Raw genomic sequence first — 16,742 nt, 5'->3', positions numbered from 1 at the left:
GCGCTGGCTACTTCTACATTCCCGGCACCGAAACCTGCCTGCGCATCGGCGGCTACATCCGCTACGACATCGGCGTCGGCGACGTCGGCTCGTTCGATGGTGCGAAGGCCTTCGACCGCGAGGACGGGGACGAGCAGGACACCTTCTACAAGCAGGCCCGCTTCACGTTTAAGACCTGGACCGGCCAGGAAACCGAGCTCGGCACCTTGAAGACCTACACCGAGACCCGCTTCAACTTCGGCAACCGCAACAATTACGGCTACATAAACGACGACGGCGACCTCAACGTCGCCGAAAACAAGGGTATTTCGCTGAACTTCGCCTGGATCCAGCTCGGCGGCCTGCGCGTCGGTAAGGACGAATCGGCCTTCGATACGTTCATCGGTTACGCCGGCAACGTCATCCAGGATACGCTGGTCCCCTACGGTGGCTTCGACACCAATGTCGTCCAGTACTATTTCGACGCCGGCAACGGCTTCTCGGCCGTGGTTTCGCTCGAAGAAGGCTATGGCCCCTTCACGATCGACAGCTATGTTCCGCATGTCGTCGGCGGCGTGAAGTGGACGCAGGGCTGGGGCGCGATCACCGGCGTCATCGCCTATGACAGCGCCTACGAAGAGGTGGCCGGCAAGGTTCGCCTTGACATCACCCCGATGGAGAACCTGTCGCTGTTCATCATGGCCGGCTACGGCACCGACGACAACTACACGGACGACACCTGGGCAATCCCCGCGGGCGGCCGCGGCATGTACAAGCTGTGGGAAGGCAACTGGGCAGTCTGGGGCGGTGGCACCTACACCATCAACGAGAAGACCTCGTTTAACACCCAGATCTCGTATGACGAAGGCGAAAATCTCGGCGTCGCTGCCAACATCGCCTACGACATCGTTCCGGGCCTGACGATCACGGCCGAAGTCGACTACGTGCACGTCGGAGAGTTCGACCCCCTCGAACCCAACTGGACCAATGCCGACGACGAAGACAGCTTCGGCGGCCTCCTTCGCTTCCAGCGCTCATTCTAACAGGCTTTGCCTGACTGAACTCGAACCCGGCGGGCAACCGCCGGGTTTTTTGTGTCTAGGACCACCCTTGATGCAGGCGGGACAGCGCCCCTCTGTCCTGCCGGACATCTCCCCCACAAGCGTGGAGATTGGCGGCTGCACTGACCGCACCTTCTCTTCAACGTTGGAGATTTGGCGAAAGCAGCGACGACGGCCAATCTCCCCACTTGTGGGGGAGATGTCCGGCAGGACAGAGGGGGCCGCGAAGGATCGCTACAGAGCGCTATTATTCCAGCCGCTGCATTCCGGCTAACGTCACGACAGGGATCCCAGGGGCTGCTCTCCGCTTTCGCGTTCGCTTTCCCCCTGACGAAGGCACAGCTAATCGCAGATGCTGGGATTTGGCGGCTGAAGGTCGGTTGGCAGGAAGCCTATACGATCTAGAATCTCGCGGTCCACGCAATGTGGACCGCCGACCTCAAGTCAAATCTCTGCGAGGTCGCCCAGCGACTGTATCAGCGGCTGAATTTCGTTTTCATAATTCTTCCAGCGCTTGACGGACGATTTGTAAATCGGCTGACGAACCTGCCAGCGACTGGGCGTGTTGACCGAACCGTCCCTGTCGAAAAAGCGCAGGCAGGCGTCATCCCAAGGCAGCCCAAGATACTCTATGAGGCGGCGCGACTGCGCTTCCTGGTCCTCGACCAGCGTTTCGTAGCGACTTTCGAAGATAAGGCCCGGAAAAACCTCGTTCCAATGCCGCATCAGGCGGTCATATTCGCGATAATACAGGCCTAGTGTTTTCAGGTCGGTGTTGTAGCTGTGTCCCTCGCTGAAGTTGAGGACAAAGCAAGAGACGCAATTGTCGATGGCGTCACGACGGCAATGAATGATGCGTGCGTTGGGAAAGAGAAGGCCGATAAGGCCAATCATTTCAAAATTGTGTGGCATCTTGTCCACGACGCGAAGCGCGGCAGGCGCCCGCTCCCGTAAATAGGACAGATGCTCCTCGGCCAAGGTTCTGGACAGGTCTTCCGTGATCGACCTGATTGGCCGGTTCAAATCTCCGGCCGATGAGGATTTGAGGCCGATCGCATTCGCGACCCGCCTTAGTTTGGCAAGCTCCCCTGCCCCATGAACATCGGGATGGCTGGCGCAGATCTGTTCCGTGAGCGTCGTTCCCGAGCGGGGCATGCCAACCACGAACACAGGCACTTCAGAAGGATTTCCATAGCCGGCCCTGGCAGCAAAAAAGTCCGGCGTGAAGGTTTCAATCAGCGAGTCGATCCAGCGACGATGCAAGTCGATATCGAACTTGTAGCCGGAAGCCAGTTTCGCCTTGTTGAAATGGTCGAATGCATCCTCATAACGTCTGAGGTCGTTCAGCACCTTGCCGGCAGCGTGATGGAGCTTGTGAGCACCGTCCGCATCAAGCTTGGGATTGCCGAGTTCACGAAGGATGGATTGGAGCTCCTCGGGCTCTTCGGTGAACTTTTTCGTCTGCACGAGGTCGTTGTAGGCAGTCGGTATTTCGGTGCGACGTTCGATTGCTTCCTTCAGATAGACGGCGGCTTCATCCATGCGCCCCAGGCTGCTGAGCGCGCTCGCCAGCCCGGTCCGCACCTTGGGATGATCGCGCTTGATTTTCAGCGCCCTCTCGTAAAGCGGCAATGCCATGTCGGGTTTGTCAAACTGGGTGTATGCGCGCCCCAGTGCACAAAGTGCCTCGACAAGGCCGGGCTGCAGTTCCAAGGCGTACTGCATATGCTTGATTGCTGGCGTATATTCGCTGACCTTCAGATAGGCGTCACCCAAGCTTAGGTGATAATAGGGATTTTCAGGTTCCTCGCCGACCGCCCGTGCGAAATATCGCAAAGCCGCTTCGTCGTCATAGCCCAGGCAGACGGTCCCCAAGATGTACAGGGCGAGCGGATGGTTTGGCGTGCGCGCCAGAACCCGAAGACATAAGTCCTGAGCCTCGTCGAGGCGCTTTGCCTGCTGATGGATATACGCCTGTTTCAGCAGCGCGTCGTCGGCCTGCGCACGCGATTGAGCGTTTCCTTGCTTCACGATCGGCTTCAGTATCGGCACCTTCGCTTTCGGCGCGGGTCCGGGCTTGAGGTGCTTTGACCAGGCAGGCGGGAGTCGATTGTTCATGACATCTCGCTAGCAAAAAGAGCCGAAGGAATCCAGCATGCTGGTTGCAGCCAAGCGGGAGCTTGCGCGACCAACTGTGCCGCGCTAGCAAGATGCTCCTATTCGAACGAGCCTTTGCCATGCGCCAGCGCCCTCCCCTCACGCCGATCATCGTTGCGCTTCCTTCGACGGTGCCGTTTGTCGGCCCGGAGGCGCAGGAGCGTGACCGTGGGCGCGCGTTCCGTGCCCGTATCGGTGCCAATGAGAGCAGTTTCGGGCCTTCGCCGCGCGTTATCGCCCGCATGGCCGGCATCGCCCGCGACATGTGGATGTATTGCGACCCCGACAATCACGATTTGAAGGTGGCCGTTGCCGCGCATCTCGGCGTGAGCGCCGAAAACGTGGTTGTCGGCGAAGGCATAGACGGGTTGCTCAGCCTGGTGGCGCGCATGTATGTGGCGCCTGGAGACGCGGTGGTCACCTCGCTCGGCGCATATCCGACCTTCAATTTCCATGTTGCCGGCGTCGGCGGCCGGCTGGTCGCGGTTCCTTACGAGAACGACCGGGAAAGCCTGGACGGCCTGTCGGCTGCAGTCGCCAAGGAAAATGCGCCGCTGGTCTATCTGTCCAACCCGGACAATCCGATGGGAAGCTGGTGGGAGGCGGCCGAGCTCATTCGCTTCATCGAAGCCCTGCCGGAGACCACCATGCTGGTGCTCGACGAGGCCTATGGCGAGTTGGGCCCAGCCTCGGCGCTGCCGCCGATCGATATCTCCAGGCCAAACGTCATCCGCATGCGCACCTTCTCGAAGGCCTATGGGCTGGCCGGCATACGTTGCGGCTACGCGGTGACTGAGGCCCAGGTGATCCGCGATTTCGAGAAGATCCGCAACCATTACGGCGTCAGCCGCATGGCGCAGATCGCCGGCGTCGAGGCGCTTGCCGATCAGGACTATCTCCAAAGCGTGGTGGCGCGGGTCGCGGCCGGCCGCCGGCGCATCGCTGAAATAGCCGAAGCTAATGGGCTGAAGCCGCTGCCCTCGGCAACCAATTTCGTCACCATAGACTGCGGCGGCAACGGCGCCTTTGCGCTGAAGGTGCTGCAGGCGCTTTTGGCGCGCGATGTGTTCATCCGCAAGCCGATGGTGCCGGTGCTCGACCGCTGCATCAGGGTCAGCGTCGGCCTCGACCAAGAGCTCGACATCCTTACTGAGGAGCTGCCTGGCGCGCTGGCGGCGGCACGGGGGGACTGAGGGGCGCGAAGGAACGCTATCGTTTCGGCACTGCCGCTATTCGCCCTCCCCACCGAGCAGGCGCATGACTCGTTTCAAGGTGTCAGAAAGCTCGGTGGCTTCGTTGTCGGCCAGGCCGGCCGTCAGTCGGGTGAGATCGCGATCCACCGCCGCCTGAAGCGTGGCCAGCTCCGAGTTTCCCCGAGCGGTCAGCGACAGGATGCGTCGACATCGGTTGTGCGGGTCGGCGCGCAGTTCGGTCAAGCCCATGGCTGCGAATTTTCTGAGGATCCGCGTGAGATAGGCGGGGTCCAGCCGGAGATCATTGGCAATCCTGGACGCCGTTAATCCGAGGTCGAGATGGAACGCCCGCGCAAGAAATCCTGCCTCCCCGCTCTGGTTGGCAGCGACGGTGCCCGCCCGGTGACCCAGCTCGAACAGCACCCGCGCCTCGGTCAGAGTATAGGCGCTCTGCATCAAGGTCTCGTCGAGCAGCCCGATCAAACTGGTGTAAAACCTGTTGAAGTGGCGGATTTCGGTGACTACGGCATTCCGCTCGTCCGGCATGTCAGGCTCCTTCCCAGGAGATTTCTACGCCGCAGGATCATCGCTACATTATTTGACCTAGTCAACTATTCAAGAGTCTTACCGTGAAGTGCAGCCCACACTTGAATTAATTGAACGTTCGTTTTATTATCATCTCTCGACGAGGTGATCATGGCGCGCACGACCGGTTCCGACGGAGAAAAGACCGAGGCAGCGATCCGCGAGGCGGCGGTCAACCTGATCGCACGTCTCGGCTACGAGGCGATGTCGATGCGCCAACTGGCCACCGAGGTCGGGGTCCAGGCCGCCGCGCTCTACCGCTACTTTCCGACCAAGGAAGACCTCCTGTTCACGCTGATGCGCGGGCACATGGAAGGACTGATCGATGCGTGGGACGCGGCGCGCCCCGCCGCGGCCGATCCGGCGACGCGGCTTGCCGCCTATGTCGAAAACCACATCGCCTTCCACATCAAGCGCCGCCATTCCACCCATGTCTCGAACATGGAGCTGCGCAGCCTGTCGCATGACCGCCTGTCGCAGATCCTCAAGCAGCGCACGGCCTATGAAAAGGAACTACGCACCATCCTGCGCGACGGTTCGGAAGCCGGGGTCTTCAGTGTCGACGATACCGGCCTCACCGCCATGGCGCTGATCCAGATGATGACAGGCGTCATCGTCTGGTTCCGGCCAGGCGAGCGGCTATCGATCTCCGAGGTAACCGCCACATATCTTTCAATGACAATGCGCCTCGTTGGGGCAAAGGCCCATGGCGCGACAACGAGCTACAGCGCCGCGCGTCCCTTGGGACGCTCAAAGGAGGCTGTAGCACTTTGATTTTGCGCATGATCCCAGCGGACCGAGGGGCAGCGCAGTAAAGAGCGAGTTCGATATTCGCTGACGCGAACCTTTGGTTCGGGATCATGCGGCGGGAGGAAACGGCATGTACACGCACACGCTCAACTTCGGGCTTGATGAAGACATCGAGGCGCTGCGTGACCTCGTGCGGCGCTTCGCCCAGGAAAAGATCGCGCCGATCGCTGCCGAGATCGACCGCAGCAATGAATTTCCGGCGCAACTGTGGCGTGAACTCGGCGCGCTTGGCCTGCTCGGCATCACCGCCGATCCGGATTTCGGCGGCACCGGCATGGGCTATCTCGCGCATGTGGTCGCGATGGAGGAGATTTCCCGCGCCTCGGCCTCGGTCGGCCTCTCCTACGGCGCCCATTCCAACCTCTGCGTCAACCAGATCAATCGCTGGGCGACGCCGGCGCAAAAGGAAAAATATCTGCCTGCGCTCTGCACCGGCGAAAAGGTCGGCGCGCTGGCGATGTCGGAATCCGGCGCCGGCTCCGACGTCGTGTCACTCAGGTTGCGCGCCGAAAGGCGCAACGACCGCTATGTGCTCAACGGCACCAAGATGTGGATCACCAACGGCCCGGATGCCGAGACGCTGGTCGTCTACGCCAAGACCGATCCGGAGCTGCATTCGCGCGGCATCACCGCCTTCATCGTCGAAAAGGCTTTTGCTGGGTTTTCCGTCGCGCAAAAGCTCGACAAGCTCGGCATGCGCGGCTCGAACACTGGCGAGCTGGTGTTCGAGAACGTCGAGGTGCCGTTCGACAATGTGCTGCACGAGGAAGGGCGTGGCGTCGAGGTGCTGATGTCGGGCCTCGACTATGAGCGCGCCGTGCTCGCCGGCGGCCCGATCGGGCTGATGGCGGCATGCCTCGACGTGGCGATCCCCTATGTGCACGAGCGCAAGCAGTTCGGCCAGCCGATCGGCGAGTTCCAGCTGGTGCAAGGCAAGCTCGCCGACATGTATACGACGATGAGCGCCGCGCGTGCCTATGTCTATGCTGTCGCCGCCGCCTGCGACCGCGGCCAGACGACCCGCAAGGACGCCGCCGGCTGCGTGCTGTTCGCCGCCGAGAAGGCGACGCTGATGGCGCTCGACGCCATCCAGCTTCTGGGCGGCAACGGCTACATCAACGACTATCCGACCGGCCGGCTTTTGCGCGACGCCAAGCTCTACGAGATCGGCGCCGGCACCAGCGAAATCCGCCGCTGGCTGATCGGGCGCGAGATCATGGCGGAGGGCCGCTGACATGCCCACCCTCACCTCCAATATCTCCCCCGCCTCCGACACCTTCCGCGCCAATGCCGAGCGGATGCGGGCGCTGGTCGCCGACATTGCGGAGAAGGCGGCGAGCGTCGAGCGCGGCGGATCGGAGGAAGCGCGTGAGCGCCACGTCTCCCGCGGCAAGCTTTTGCCGCGCGAGCGTCTCGCCCAGTTGCTCGATACCGGTTCGCCCTTCCTGGAGATCGGCCAGTTCGCCGCATGGTCGATGTATGGCGAAGACATCTCGTCGGCCGGCATCATCGCCGGGATCGGCCGCGTCGAAGGCACCGAAGTCATGGTCGTCGTCAACGACGCCACGGTGAAGGGCGGCACCTATTATCCGATGACGGTGAAGAAACATCTGCGCGCCCAGGAGATCGCGCTGCAGAACAAGCTGCCTTGCGTCTATCTGGTCGACAGCGGCGGCGCCAATCTGCCCAACCAGGACGAGGTGTTTCCCGACCGCGACCATTTCGGCCGCATCTTCTACAACCAGGCCAACATGTCGGCGGCCGGCATACCGCAGATCGCCTGCGTCATGGGTTCGTGCACGGCGGGCGGCGCCTATGTGCCGGCGATGTCGGACGAGACGATCATGGTGCGCAACCAGGCAACCATCTTCCTAGGCGGCCCGCCGCTGGTGAAGGCCGCCACGGGCGAGGATGTCAGCGCGGAGGATCTGGGCGGCGCCGATGTGCATACGCGGCTTTCCGGCGTTGCCGACCACTATGCGCTGGACGACGAGCATGCGCTGGCGATCGCGCGCCGCATCGTCAAAAATCTGAATCGAAAGAAGCAGATCGGGCTGGCACTTCGCGATCCGATTCCGCCGTTTCATGCAGCGGATGAGCTCTACGGCATCGTGCCGACCGATTTGCGCCAGCCCTATGACGTGCGCGAAGTGATCGCCCGCATCGTCGACGGCTCCGAGTTCGACGAGTTCAAGCAGAATTACGGCACCACGCTGGTCACCGGCTTTGCCCATCTCAACGGCATGCCGGTCGGCATCATCGCCAACAACGGCGTGTTGTTCTCCGAAAGCGCGCTGAAGGGCGCACACTTCATCGAATTGTGCTGCCAGCGCGGGATTCCGCTGGTCTTCCTGCAGAACATCACCGGCTTCATGGTGGGGCGAAAATACGAGGCGGGCGGCATCGCCAAGGACGGCGCCAAGCTGGTGATGGCGGTCGCCACGGCCCGCGTGCCGAAGGTAACCATGATCATCGGCGGTTCGTTCGGCGCCGGCAATTACGGCATGTGCGGACGTGCCTATTCACCCCGCTTCCTGTGGATGTGGCCGAATGCCCGCATTTCGGTGATGGGCGGCGAGCAGGCGGCCACCGTGCTGGCCGTGGTCAAACGCGAGGGCATCGAGCGCAAGGGCGGGGAATGGAGCGCGGAGGAGGAGGCGAAATTCAAGAAGCCGATTCTGATGAAATACGAGCATGAGGGCCACCCGCTCTATTCCTCCGCCCGGCTCTGGGATGACGGCATCATCGACCCGGCCAAGACGCGCGAAGTGCTGGCGCTCAGCCTGTCCGCGGCGCTGAACGCCGAGATCGAGGAGACACGGTTCGGCGTGTTCAGGATGTGAGATGAGCGAAATCGATCAGAAGATTCGCCTTCACATTGGCGACATCACGAAGCTGGCGGTCGATGCCATCGTCAACGCCGCCAACACGTCGCTCTTGGGAGGCGGAGGCGTCGACGGCGCCATCCACCGCGCCGCCGGCCCGGAGTTGGAGTTCGAATGCCGGATGCTGAATGGCTGCAAGGTCGGCGACGCAAAGCTCACCAAGGGCTACAGGCTGCCGGCACGCTACATCATCCACACGGTCGGGCCGGTCTGGCAAGGCGGCGGCAAAGGCGAAGCCGATCTGCTCGCCTCCTGCTATCGCCGATCGCTCGAATGCGCCGTTGCCAAGGATTGCCGGACGGTGGCGTTCCCGGCGATCTCGACCGGCGTCTATCGCTATCCAAAGGACCATGCAACGCAGATCGCCGTTGGCACCGTGCGTGCCTTCATCGGCCAGAACGCGGCTCCGGAAACCGTCATTTTCTGCTGCTTCGACCAGCAAATGGCGGAATTGTACCGGCAGGCAATTGCTGACCTTGCGGAGCGTGATCTGCACCGATGAGAAATCCCGTCCGCACCTTTCAGACTTATTTTCAACCATTGAACTGGCCACACGGAAAAATTGTGGCTATTGCTTTTTGCAAATACCAATGGGGATTGGGTGAAGATGAGACTGCAATTTTTTCAGAAAACAACTGTGTCTGTACTTGCGGGGCTGCTTATATTAGCGGCCCCTGGCGTTGGTACGGCGGAATCGCTGGCGGGAAGCAAAGGCGACAGCCGTTTCGCCGTCAATTTTCCGCCGGGTTCGACGGGAGACTGCCCGAAAGCCTACAAAGCCTATCTGGTGGCCAGCGGGCATTCCGCCTATGCGACGACCTTCTATTCGCGCGTGACCGATTTGTACGTCATTTGCAGCGCACGGCTGAACGCGCCCTCCAAGAAGGCCGCGGAAGATCTGGCCCTGCGGTCCTGTCAGGCCGGTGTCAAAAAGTACAAGGTCAAGACCGCAAGCGGGGGCTGCGGAATCGCCGCCTCGAAATAGACGGGCGCCTGCCAGGCCGGCGGGATAGCGGGAGCGCGAAGAAACAACCACGTCGTCCGTCGCAAACCCTGGCTGCGGAGGCTGCATGTTCGCCAAGATCCTGATCGCCAATCGCGGTGAGATCGCTTGCAGGGTGATCCGCACTGCACGCAAATTGGGTGTGCGCACAGTCGCCGTCTATTCCGACGCCGATGCCCGCGCCTTGCATCTGGAGATGGCTGACGAGGCGATTCATATCGGTCCCTCGCCTGTCGGCGAAAGTTATCTGCGGGGCGACAAGATCATCGCCGCGGCTTTGGCCACCGGCGCCGAGGGCATCCATCCCGGCTACGGTTTTCTATCGGAAAACCCTGATTTCGTCGACCAGGTGACGGCGGCGGGGCTCATCTTCATCGGCCCGTCGGCCGCCTCGATCCGTGCCATGGGGCTGAAGGACGCGGCCAAGCGGCTGATGGAGAAGGCCGGCGTGCCGGTTGTGCCGGGCTATCACGGCGAGGCGCAGGAGATCGTGCTGCTCGCCTCCAAGGCCCGCGAGATCGGCTATCCCGTACTGATCAAGGCGCGCGCCGGTGGCGGTGGCAAGGGCATGCGGCGCGTCGAACATCCCGACGACTTTTCCGAAGCACTGTCGGGGGCGCGGCGCGAGGCGAAGGCCGCCTTTGGCGACGACCGCGTGCTGGTCGAAAAATATATCGACAAGCCGCGCCACATCGAGGTTCAGGTGTTCGGCGACAGTATCGGCAATGTTGTGCATCTCTACGAACGCGACTGCTCGGCGCAGCGCCGCCACCAGAAGGTGATCGAGGAAGCCCCCGCCCCCGGCATGACGCCGGCCTTGCGCAAGGCGATGACGGAGGCGGCGGTGAAGGCCGCCAAGGCGATCAACTATTCCGGCGCCGGCACGATCGAGTTCATCGTCGATGCCTCGCAAGGGCTGAAGGCCGACCGCTTCTGGTTCATGGAAATGAACACACGCCTGCAGGTCGAGCACCCCGTCACCGAAATGGTCACCGGCATCGACCTGGTCGAATGGCAGTTGAGGGTGGCCTCCGGCGAAAAGCTGCCGAAGACGCAGGGCGAAATTGCGCTCTCCGGTCACGCCTTCGAGGCGCGCATCTATGCCGAGGACGCGGCGAAGGGTTTCTTGCCGGCGACGGGCACGCTGCATCACCTGAAATTTCCCGATAGCGCGCCCGAGGGCGCCAGCATGCGGGTCGAGACCGGCGTGCGCGCCGGCGATGCCATCTCGCCCTTCTACGACCCGATGATCGCCAAGCTGGTCCTGCATGGTAAGGACAGGCACGCGGCGCTCGAAGCGCTGGGCACAGCCCTTTCGCAGACCGAGATCGCCGGCTCGACCGTCAACACCGCCTTTCTCGCTGCGCTTGCCGCTGACGCGGATTTTTCGGCAGGCGACGTCGATACCGGTCTGATCGGCAGGCATCAGCAAGCGCTGATCGCAGTCCCACCGCCGAGCAGCGAGATCGTCGCCGCAGCCGCGCTTGCGGCCTCCGGCGCCGGGGCGCGGGCGCCGACCGACGACCCGTGGTCGTCGCTTGCCGGCTATGCACATTTCCACAGCGTGGCGCGGCGCATACGGTTGCGCTACGGCGAAGACGATATCCTCGCGCTTGTGTCGGTGCGGTCGGACGGACGCTTCCAAGTGGCACTGGACGCACCTTACGACAGCGCCAATCTGTTTGATCTTCGCGCCGCCCCTCGCCTCGCCCGCTGGCTCGGCCACGTCACTGTGTTCGAAGGCGCCGTCGGCTACAGCTTCGCGGTGCCGGATCCGCTGGCGAGGGCCGACGAAATCGCCGCCGGTTCAGACAGCCTGCGCGCGCCGATGCCGGGTCTGGTCAAGATGGTGCGCGCGGCAAGAGGCGAGACCGTCATCAAGGGCCAGCCGCTGTTGATTGTGGAAGCGATGAAGATGGAGCACACGATTTCCGCCACGCATGACGGCACGATCGCCGAGATCGCCACAGAAGGCGCGCAGGTCACCGACGGGACGGTGCTGGTGCGTTTTGCCGAGGAAACCCACGGATGACCGCTGTTCGTTCATCCGCGAGGCGATGTCGAAACACCTGCCCCAAAACGTATGACAGAATGAAAATGGCCGGGTCTGTCTGCCCCAGCCATCTTCGATTGTCGCCAGGCGCCGCAAGTTGTTACGGCTGGATCGGCGCGTATTTGCCGTCATGCCACTGGTTGATGTCGTAGCTGGCGTTCTTGAGGTCGCCCTTCTCGTCGAAGGTGACCTGGCCGACGACGGTGCTGATCGGCTCGCCGTTCTTCAAGGCTTCGGCAACCTTGGCCGGATCGTCGCTGCCGGCGCGCTTGATACCCTCGGCAAACGTCTGGATCACGGCATAGGAGAAGAGCGTGAAGCCCTCGGGAACGAAGCCGCCGGCCTTGATCTTTTCGATCGCTTCCTTGGCTTCCGGCTTCGCTTGCGGATCCGATGGGAACACGAACATGGTGCCTTCACCGGCCGGACCGGCAACCTGCCAGAATTCCGGCGTGGCAATCGAGTCCGGCATGATCAGCTGATACTTCAGGTTCTGTTCCGCCGACTGGCGCAGGATGAGGCCGGCTTCGGGGTGATAGCCGCCGAAATAGACGACGTCAGCCTTCAGGTCCTTCAGCTTGGTGACGAGCGCGGCGTAGTCCTTTTCACCGGCGTTGATGCCCTCGTAGAGGATCTCGTTGAGGCCGTTCTGGTTCATTGTTGCCTTGACGGCATCGGCTACGCCCTGCCCATAGGCGCTCTTGTCGTGCATGATGACGACGTTCTTGCCGGCATATTTCTTGGCGATCCATGGACCGATGAAAGCGCCCTGCGCATCGTCGCGCGTATAGAGGCGCATGATCGTCGGCCAACCGGCCTTCGCCGCCGCGTCGGTCAGCACCGGGTTCGACGAAGCCGGGCTCATCATCAGCGCGCCGGCTTCGGCGTAGACGGCGGAGGCCGGGATGCTCGAGCCCGAGCAGGCATGGCCATCGATGAACTTGACCCCGTTGGCGACGATGCGGTTGGCGACCGAAACCGCCTGTTTCGGGTCGCACTGGTCATCCTGGACGTCGAGCTTGATCTGACGGCCGTCGACACCGCCGGCCGCGTTGATCGCGTCGGCGGCGGCTTGCGCGCCCTGCTTGAACTGATCGCCGATGGTGGCAAGCTGACCGGTCATCGGTCCAACCACCGAAAAGGTGATGTCGTCGGCGAAGGCAATCGGCGCACTCATCATCAGGCCCACGATGGCCGCGCTCAAAATACCCAACTTTTTCATGGTGATACACTCCTCCACTCTCGCGCGGCCGCCCCGGTCGCGCCTCTTCCAGAGTGGGCGGGAGAATTTCACCCTTCGCCAGGCCTGTCTAGGCGCATCGGCGGCACTCGATTGGGCCTGCAACGTTTCTGTTTGACCATGATCTCTTCCAAAAACCGGTTCCACTTTTTGGGATCATGGTCTGAAAACGCAAAAGCCGCGCCAGCCTTGTTTCGGCCGGTCGCGGCTTTTGTCGGTCGAACCAGCCCCCAACGCTCCCGCGCCGAAAACCGCTCGCCTTCCCTGTCCGTCGCGCAGCTTGGCCGTATCCGGCCTGCCGCGTTCTTGTCATTGTTGGTGCGACCGTCTTGCGCGGCCTTGTTCTTGCCGGTCCGGCCGTCTTGCGCGGCCTTGACCTGAAGCATCCCTGTCGGTGATCTCGGTGCCTGATGAATTCAGAGGCCCCATGAACTCAGTGCATCGTCATCCATTCGCGGGCTTCGCGCAGCGCCCTGGCGATCTCGACCTTCGACATGGCCGCCGACAATTCCGAGCGCAGTTCCGCGGCGCGGACCGAGCCCTTGATCGCGGCAATGTTGAACCATTTGTGGGCGGCGACGACATCGGTCTCGCAATCGCGGCCGGTCGCATACATCATGCCCAGTTCGAAAAGAATGTCGGCCTGGGCGGTTGCCCCCATGGCGCCGAAGCCGGCTTCAGGCATTTCAAAACGTGCCATTTCAATCCCCTGTTCTAGCCCCTGTCAGGCTCCCGAGAGCCGCCTCCTTCTGTCCCTTGGTATCCGTTGATATCCCTTGGGGTGGCCGCTCTTTCGATGCTTTCGAGAATGACGCGGAGGCTTGAATCCGTCGTTAAATGGCGTGCTTAATTTGAGGAAAACAAAGCTAAAACAAGAGGTAAACGCGGAAATTCGTTAAGGATACAAAGCCAGCAATTTCGCCGGTTCGCGCTCAATTTGACGAAAGTTTGCGAGGCGCGGATCAAGACTCCGCTAACCAAGGGAGACAAAGACGGAGTTGCGATCGTTTCATTTCCGGTCGACGGGACCGCTTCAGGCGGTCAAAATCCTGAAGTCTTCCGCAGCGGCACCGCTTTTGTTTTGCCGGGAGGTGAATTAGCTTACGTTTGCGTAAAGGGCAGACGGTGGGGCGGAACATCCGACCGGATGCCCACAGGGAGGAAAAACATGGTTCGCAAAATCAGCATCGCCCTCGCGGCAACCAAAATCAGCATCGCCCTCGCGGCAACATTGATCATGGCCGGCACGGCTTGGGCCGATCCGATCGAGGGCAACTGGAAAACCAAGAACGGCGACACGGCAGCCATCAGTGCCTGCGGCGGCTCATTCTGCATCAAGCTGAAGACCGGTCAATATGCCGGAAAATCGATCGGCAGCATGAAGGCGAGCGGTGGCGGCAAATATGTCGGCTCGATCACCAAGCCGTCGAACGGAAAGACTTATTCGGGTAGCGGGACCCTAGCCGGAAATTCGCTGAAAATGACCGGATGCGTCCTGGCCGTTCTCTGCGAGAGCCAGATCTGGCACAAGCTCTGATCGTTGCATTCTGACGGAATGAAGACGGGGGGCCTTGGCGGGCTCCGTTTTTGTTTGGCCAGCTGTTGCGGCCGATAGATCAGGCATGCCGGCTCACGCGCGCCCGGCGCTCGTAAAACTCCGTCAATGAATTTGAACCGCAGATGAACGCCGGCATCAGAGCCGGTTCAGTCGCGCTCGGGCATTCTCATGCGTGTTGAAGGAGACACCACGCAATGCTCGTCCGCCGCTTCACCATCGTCTGCCTGCTGCTGAGCCTGTTCGGCATGTTGTTCGCCATCCTCGTTGCCGAGGCCGGCCGCCCGGCCCGCTCCGGGGACCAGGCCAATTCCTGCCGGTTCGATTGCCTGAACCATTTTCGTCCCTGAACCGACAGACACCTAGAAAGAAGCAAACACCATGAACCGCATCGTCGCCAACGCACTCAGGACCCTTCGGCTTTTGCCGCGGGCGACGCTCATCCTGATGGTTCTTGCCGCGCCGGTTCTGGCCGTACCCACGATGCGCGCTGATGCGGGTTCGACGATCGAAGCGCCAGCGTTGAGGAAGAACGGCGTCGGCTTTGTGTTGCTGGTCAGCCTGCAGCGCGGTTAGGATCAATCGATCTTCATCGAAACCATTCAATAAGAAAAACGACGTTTTTGACCGCGTTCGGGCCGGCATACCCCTCCCAACCGCATGGCCAAGCCTCTATATTGGGTCATGGAAAAGCGAATCTACCCCCAGGCTATCGAATCGGTCGTGATGCCGGAGCCATTTGGCCGGCAGAGTTTCAACGATGCCGAAAAGGCCGTCGCGGCCTTGCAGGTCCTTTACGATCGCAACACCAAATTCCTGCGCGATTCGTTCACGGCGCTCGCCGCAGGCAGTGACAACAACAAGCGCTACCGAGCCTTCTATCCCGAGATTGGCGTCACCACGAGTTCGTTCACCCAGATCGACTCGCGGCAGGCCTACGGCCATATGCCGACGCCTGGGCATTTCTCCACCACCGTCACCCAGCCTGCCCTGTTCGAACGCTATCTCATCGAACAGCTTCAGCTGATCATGCGCAATCACGGCGTTCCGGTCACGGTTTCGGAATCGACGACGCCCATCCCGCTGCATTTCGCATTCCTGGAAGGCTCCCATGTCGACGGCGCGGCAGCCGAACGCATCAGGCGGCCGATCCGTGACCTGTTCGACGTGCCGGACCTCGACGGCACCGACGACCAGATCGCCAACGGCACGTTCGAAGTGGCGTTGGGCGAAGCCAGGCCGCTGGCAGCGTTCACGGCGCAACGCATCGACTACTCGCTGCACCGGATGTCTCACTACACGGCGACCAGTCCCCAGCATTTCCAGAATTTCGTGCTGTTCACCAACTACCAGTTCTACATCGATGAATTCGTCGCCCGCGCGCACGAGCTGATGGCGAATGGCGGCGGCGGATACGTCGAATTCATCGAGCCGGGAAACGTCGTCACCAAGGCTGGACAAAGCGCGCCCGCCGGTGGCGTGGCGCCGCCGCGCCTGCCGCAGATGCCGGCCTATCATCTGAAGAAGCCGAACCATGGCGGCATCACCATGGTCAATATCGGCGTCGGCCCCTCCAATGCCAAGACGATCACCGACCATATTGCGGTGCTCAGGCCCCATGCGTGGGTGATGCTCGGCCATTGCGCCGGGCTGCGCAACACCCAGGCGCTCGGCGACTATGTGCTGGCGCATGCCTATGTGCGGGAAGACCATGTTCTGGACGACGATCTTCCAGTCTGGGTGCCGATCCCGCCGCTGGCTGAAATCCAGGTGGCGCTGCAGGAGGCGGTCGCCGAAATCACCGGCCTTTCCGGCTACGACCTCAAGCGTATCATGCGCACCGGCACCGTCGCCACAATCGACAACCGCAACTGGGAACTGCGCGACCAGCGCGGGCCGGTGCAGCGGCTGTCGCAGTCAAGGGCGATCGCGCTCGACATGGAATCGGCGACGATCGCAGCCAATGGCTTCCGTTTCCGCGTGCCCTATGGCACGCTGCTTTGCGTCTCCGACAAGCCTCTGCATGGCGAATTGAAGTTGCCCGGCATGGCGACCGAGTTCTACAAGCGGCAGGTGGCGCAGCACTTGAAGATCGGCATCAGGGCGATGGAGAAGCTGGCCGAGATGCCGATGGAGCGGTTGCATTCGCGCAAGCTCAGGAGCTTTTCGGAGACGGCGTTCCAGTAGCGCCAATCGACCTTCATCGACCGGAGCATGGCCG

The 16,742-nt window shown here is 61.8% G+C and carries 16 protein-coding genes; 12 read left to right on the top strand and 4 right to left on the bottom strand.

Features of this window, described 5'->3' with window-relative positions; translation table 11 throughout:
- Positions 1-1,022 (top strand): porin (locus E5X88_RS22705; protein WP_292165297.1); only part of this gene is annotated, 1,022 nt, incomplete at its 5' end.
- 462 nt (positions 1,023-1,484) lie between these two features.
- Here the strand turns inward: E5X88_RS22705 and E5X88_RS22700 are convergent.
- Positions 1,485-3,158 (bottom strand): tetratricopeptide repeat-containing sulfotransferase family protein, encoded by a 1,674-nt coding sequence (locus E5X88_RS22700; RefSeq protein WP_292165295.1) that lies wholly within the window; start codon positions 3,156-3,158, stop codon positions 1,485-1,487.
- A gap of 119 nt (positions 3,159-3,277) precedes the next feature.
- Here E5X88_RS22700 and E5X88_RS22695 point away from each other — a divergent pair, with 119 nt between their 5' ends.
- Positions 3,278-4,390 carry a pyridoxal phosphate-dependent aminotransferase gene (locus E5X88_RS22695; RefSeq protein ID WP_292165294.1) on the top strand — a complete coding sequence of 371 codons (1,113 nt, stop codon included), beginning with the start codon at positions 3,278-3,280 and terminating at the stop codon, positions 4,388-4,390.
- Between the two features lie 36 nt (positions 4,391-4,426).
- Here E5X88_RS22695 and E5X88_RS22690 read toward each other — a convergent pair whose 3' ends face one another.
- The gene (locus E5X88_RS22690) at positions 4,427-4,936 is read right to left on the bottom strand and encodes a MarR family winged helix-turn-helix transcriptional regulator (RefSeq protein WP_292165292.1); all 510 of its coding nucleotides are present in this window, start codon (positions 4,934-4,936) and stop codon (positions 4,427-4,429) included.
- Positions 4,937-5,086: 150 nt separating this feature from the next.
- Between E5X88_RS22690 and E5X88_RS22685 the strand changes: the two genes are divergently transcribed.
- The 6 genes from E5X88_RS22685 (at position 5,087) to E5X88_RS22660 (ending at position 11,705) form a co-directional block, all read left to right on the top strand.
- On the top strand, positions 5,087-5,749 hold the full coding sequence (locus tag E5X88_RS22685) for a TetR/AcrR family transcriptional regulator (RefSeq protein ID WP_292165290.1): 663 nt from the start codon (positions 5,087-5,089) through the stop codon (positions 5,747-5,749).
- A 106-nt stretch (positions 5,750-5,855) separates the two neighbouring features.
- A complete protein-coding gene (locus E5X88_RS22680) occupies positions 5,856-7,019 on the top strand; it encodes an isovaleryl-CoA dehydrogenase (protein ID WP_292165288.1) in 1,164 nt (387 codons plus the stop codon).
- 1 nt (position 7,020) lies between these two features.
- On the top strand, positions 7,021-8,628 hold the full coding sequence (locus E5X88_RS22675; RefSeq protein ID WP_292165286.1) for a carboxyl transferase domain-containing protein: 1,608 nt from the start codon (positions 7,021-7,023) through the stop codon (positions 8,626-8,628).
- Position 8,629: 1 nt separating this feature from the next.
- Entirely contained in the window at positions 8,630-9,172 is a 543-nt protein-coding gene (locus E5X88_RS22670) for an O-acetyl-ADP-ribose deacetylase (RefSeq protein ID WP_292165284.1), read from the top strand.
- 105 nt (positions 9,173-9,277) lie between these two features.
- Positions 9,278-9,655, top strand: a complete 378-nt coding sequence (locus tag E5X88_RS22665; RefSeq protein ID WP_292165282.1) for a hypothetical protein — start codon at positions 9,278-9,280, stop codon at positions 9,653-9,655.
- A gap of 85 nt (positions 9,656-9,740) precedes the next feature.
- Positions 9,741-11,705 (top strand): acetyl/propionyl/methylcrotonyl-CoA carboxylase subunit alpha, encoded by a 1,965-nt coding sequence (locus E5X88_RS22660; RefSeq protein ID WP_292165280.1) that lies wholly within the window; start codon positions 9,741-9,743, stop codon positions 11,703-11,705.
- A 121-nt stretch (positions 11,706-11,826) separates the two neighbouring features.
- On the opposite strand, the gene E5X88_RS22655 is transcribed toward E5X88_RS22660, so the two are convergent.
- Both E5X88_RS22655 and E5X88_RS22650 read right to left on the bottom strand, forming a co-directional pair.
- Complete coding sequence (locus E5X88_RS22655) at positions 11,827-12,948, bottom strand: branched-chain amino acid ABC transporter substrate-binding protein (RefSeq protein WP_292165278.1); 1,122 nt, start codon at positions 12,946-12,948, stop codon at positions 11,827-11,829.
- Positions 12,949-13,399: 451 nt separating this feature from the next.
- On the bottom strand, positions 13,400-13,666 hold the full coding sequence (locus E5X88_RS22650; RefSeq protein WP_027152750.1) for a sel1 repeat family protein: 267 nt from the start codon (positions 13,664-13,666) through the stop codon (positions 13,400-13,402).
- A 468-nt stretch (positions 13,667-14,134) separates the two neighbouring features.
- On the opposite strand from E5X88_RS22650, the gene E5X88_RS22645 reads away from it, so the two are divergent.
- The 4 genes from E5X88_RS22645 to E5X88_RS22630 all read left to right on the top strand — a co-directional run bounded on the left by E5X88_RS22645 (position 14,135) and on the right by E5X88_RS22630 (position 16,708).
- The gene (locus E5X88_RS22645) at positions 14,135-14,503 is read left to right on the top strand and encodes a DUF2147 domain-containing protein (RefSeq protein WP_292165315.1); all 369 of its coding nucleotides are present in this window, start codon (positions 14,135-14,137) and stop codon (positions 14,501-14,503) included.
- A 215-nt stretch (positions 14,504-14,718) separates the two neighbouring features.
- Positions 14,719-14,871, top strand: coding sequence for a hypothetical protein (locus E5X88_RS22640; protein WP_292165276.1), 153 nt, complete (start codon positions 14,719-14,721; stop codon positions 14,869-14,871).
- Between the two features lie 31 nt (positions 14,872-14,902).
- On the top strand, positions 14,903-15,097 hold the full coding sequence (locus E5X88_RS22635) for a hypothetical protein (protein WP_292165274.1): 195 nt from the start codon (positions 14,903-14,905) through the stop codon (positions 15,095-15,097).
- A 150-nt stretch (positions 15,098-15,247) separates the two neighbouring features.
- The gene (locus E5X88_RS22630; protein ID WP_292165272.1) at positions 15,248-16,708 is read left to right on the top strand and encodes an AMP nucleosidase; all 1,461 of its coding nucleotides are present in this window, start codon (positions 15,248-15,250) and stop codon (positions 16,706-16,708) included.
- The last annotated feature ends 34 nt before the right edge of the window (positions 16,709-16,742 follow it).

This window comes from Mesorhizobium sp., from assembly GCF_004962245.1.
Lineage (GTDB): Bacteria > Pseudomonadota > Alphaproteobacteria > Rhizobiales > Rhizobiaceae > Mesorhizobium.
This window is presented reverse-complemented; position numbering and strand designations above follow the sequence as displayed.

Coding starts and splice junctions, on each gene's coding strand:
- E5X88_RS22670 (WP_292165284.1), top strand. CDS start 8,630: ATGAGCGAAATCGATCAGAAGATTCGCCTTCACATTGGCGACATCACG.
- E5X88_RS22645 (WP_292165315.1), top strand. CDS start 14,135: ATGGTTCGCAAAATCAGCATCGCCCTCGCGGCAACCAAAATCAGCATC.
- E5X88_RS22635 (WP_292165274.1), top strand. CDS start 14,903: ATGAACCGCATCGTCGCCAACGCACTCAGGACCCTTCGGCTTTTGCCG.
- E5X88_RS22660 (WP_292165280.1), top strand. CDS start 9,741: ATGTTCGCCAAGATCCTGATCGCCAATCGCGGTGAGATCGCTTGCAGG.
- E5X88_RS22655 (WP_292165278.1), bottom strand. CDS start 12,948: ATGAAAAAGTTGGGTATTTTGAGCGCGGCCATCGTGGGCCTGATGATG.
- E5X88_RS22650 (WP_027152750.1), bottom strand. CDS start 13,666: ATGGCACGTTTTGAAATGCCTGAAGCCGGCTTCGGCGCCATGGGGGCA.
- E5X88_RS22675 (WP_292165286.1), top strand. CDS start 7,021: ATGCCCACCCTCACCTCCAATATCTCCCCCGCCTCCGACACCTTCCGC.
- E5X88_RS22680 (WP_292165288.1), top strand. CDS start 5,856: ATGTACACGCACACGCTCAACTTCGGGCTTGATGAAGACATCGAGGCG.
- E5X88_RS22700 (WP_292165295.1), bottom strand. CDS start 3,158: ATGAACAATCGACTCCCGCCTGCCTGGTCAAAGCACCTCAAGCCCGGA.
- E5X88_RS22640 (WP_292165276.1), top strand. CDS start 14,719: ATGCTCGTCCGCCGCTTCACCATCGTCTGCCTGCTGCTGAGCCTGTTC.
- E5X88_RS22630 (WP_292165272.1), top strand. CDS start 15,248: ATGCCGGAGCCATTTGGCCGGCAGAGTTTCAACGATGCCGAAAAGGCC.
- E5X88_RS22685 (WP_292165290.1), top strand. CDS start 5,087: ATGGCGCGCACGACCGGTTCCGACGGAGAAAAGACCGAGGCAGCGATC.
- E5X88_RS22665 (WP_292165282.1), top strand. CDS start 9,278: ATGAGACTGCAATTTTTTCAGAAAACAACTGTGTCTGTACTTGCGGGG.
- E5X88_RS22695 (WP_292165294.1), top strand. CDS start 3,278: ATGCGCCAGCGCCCTCCCCTCACGCCGATCATCGTTGCGCTTCCTTCG.
- E5X88_RS22690 (WP_292165292.1), bottom strand. CDS start 4,936: ATGCCGGACGAGCGGAATGCCGTAGTCACCGAAATCCGCCACTTCAAC.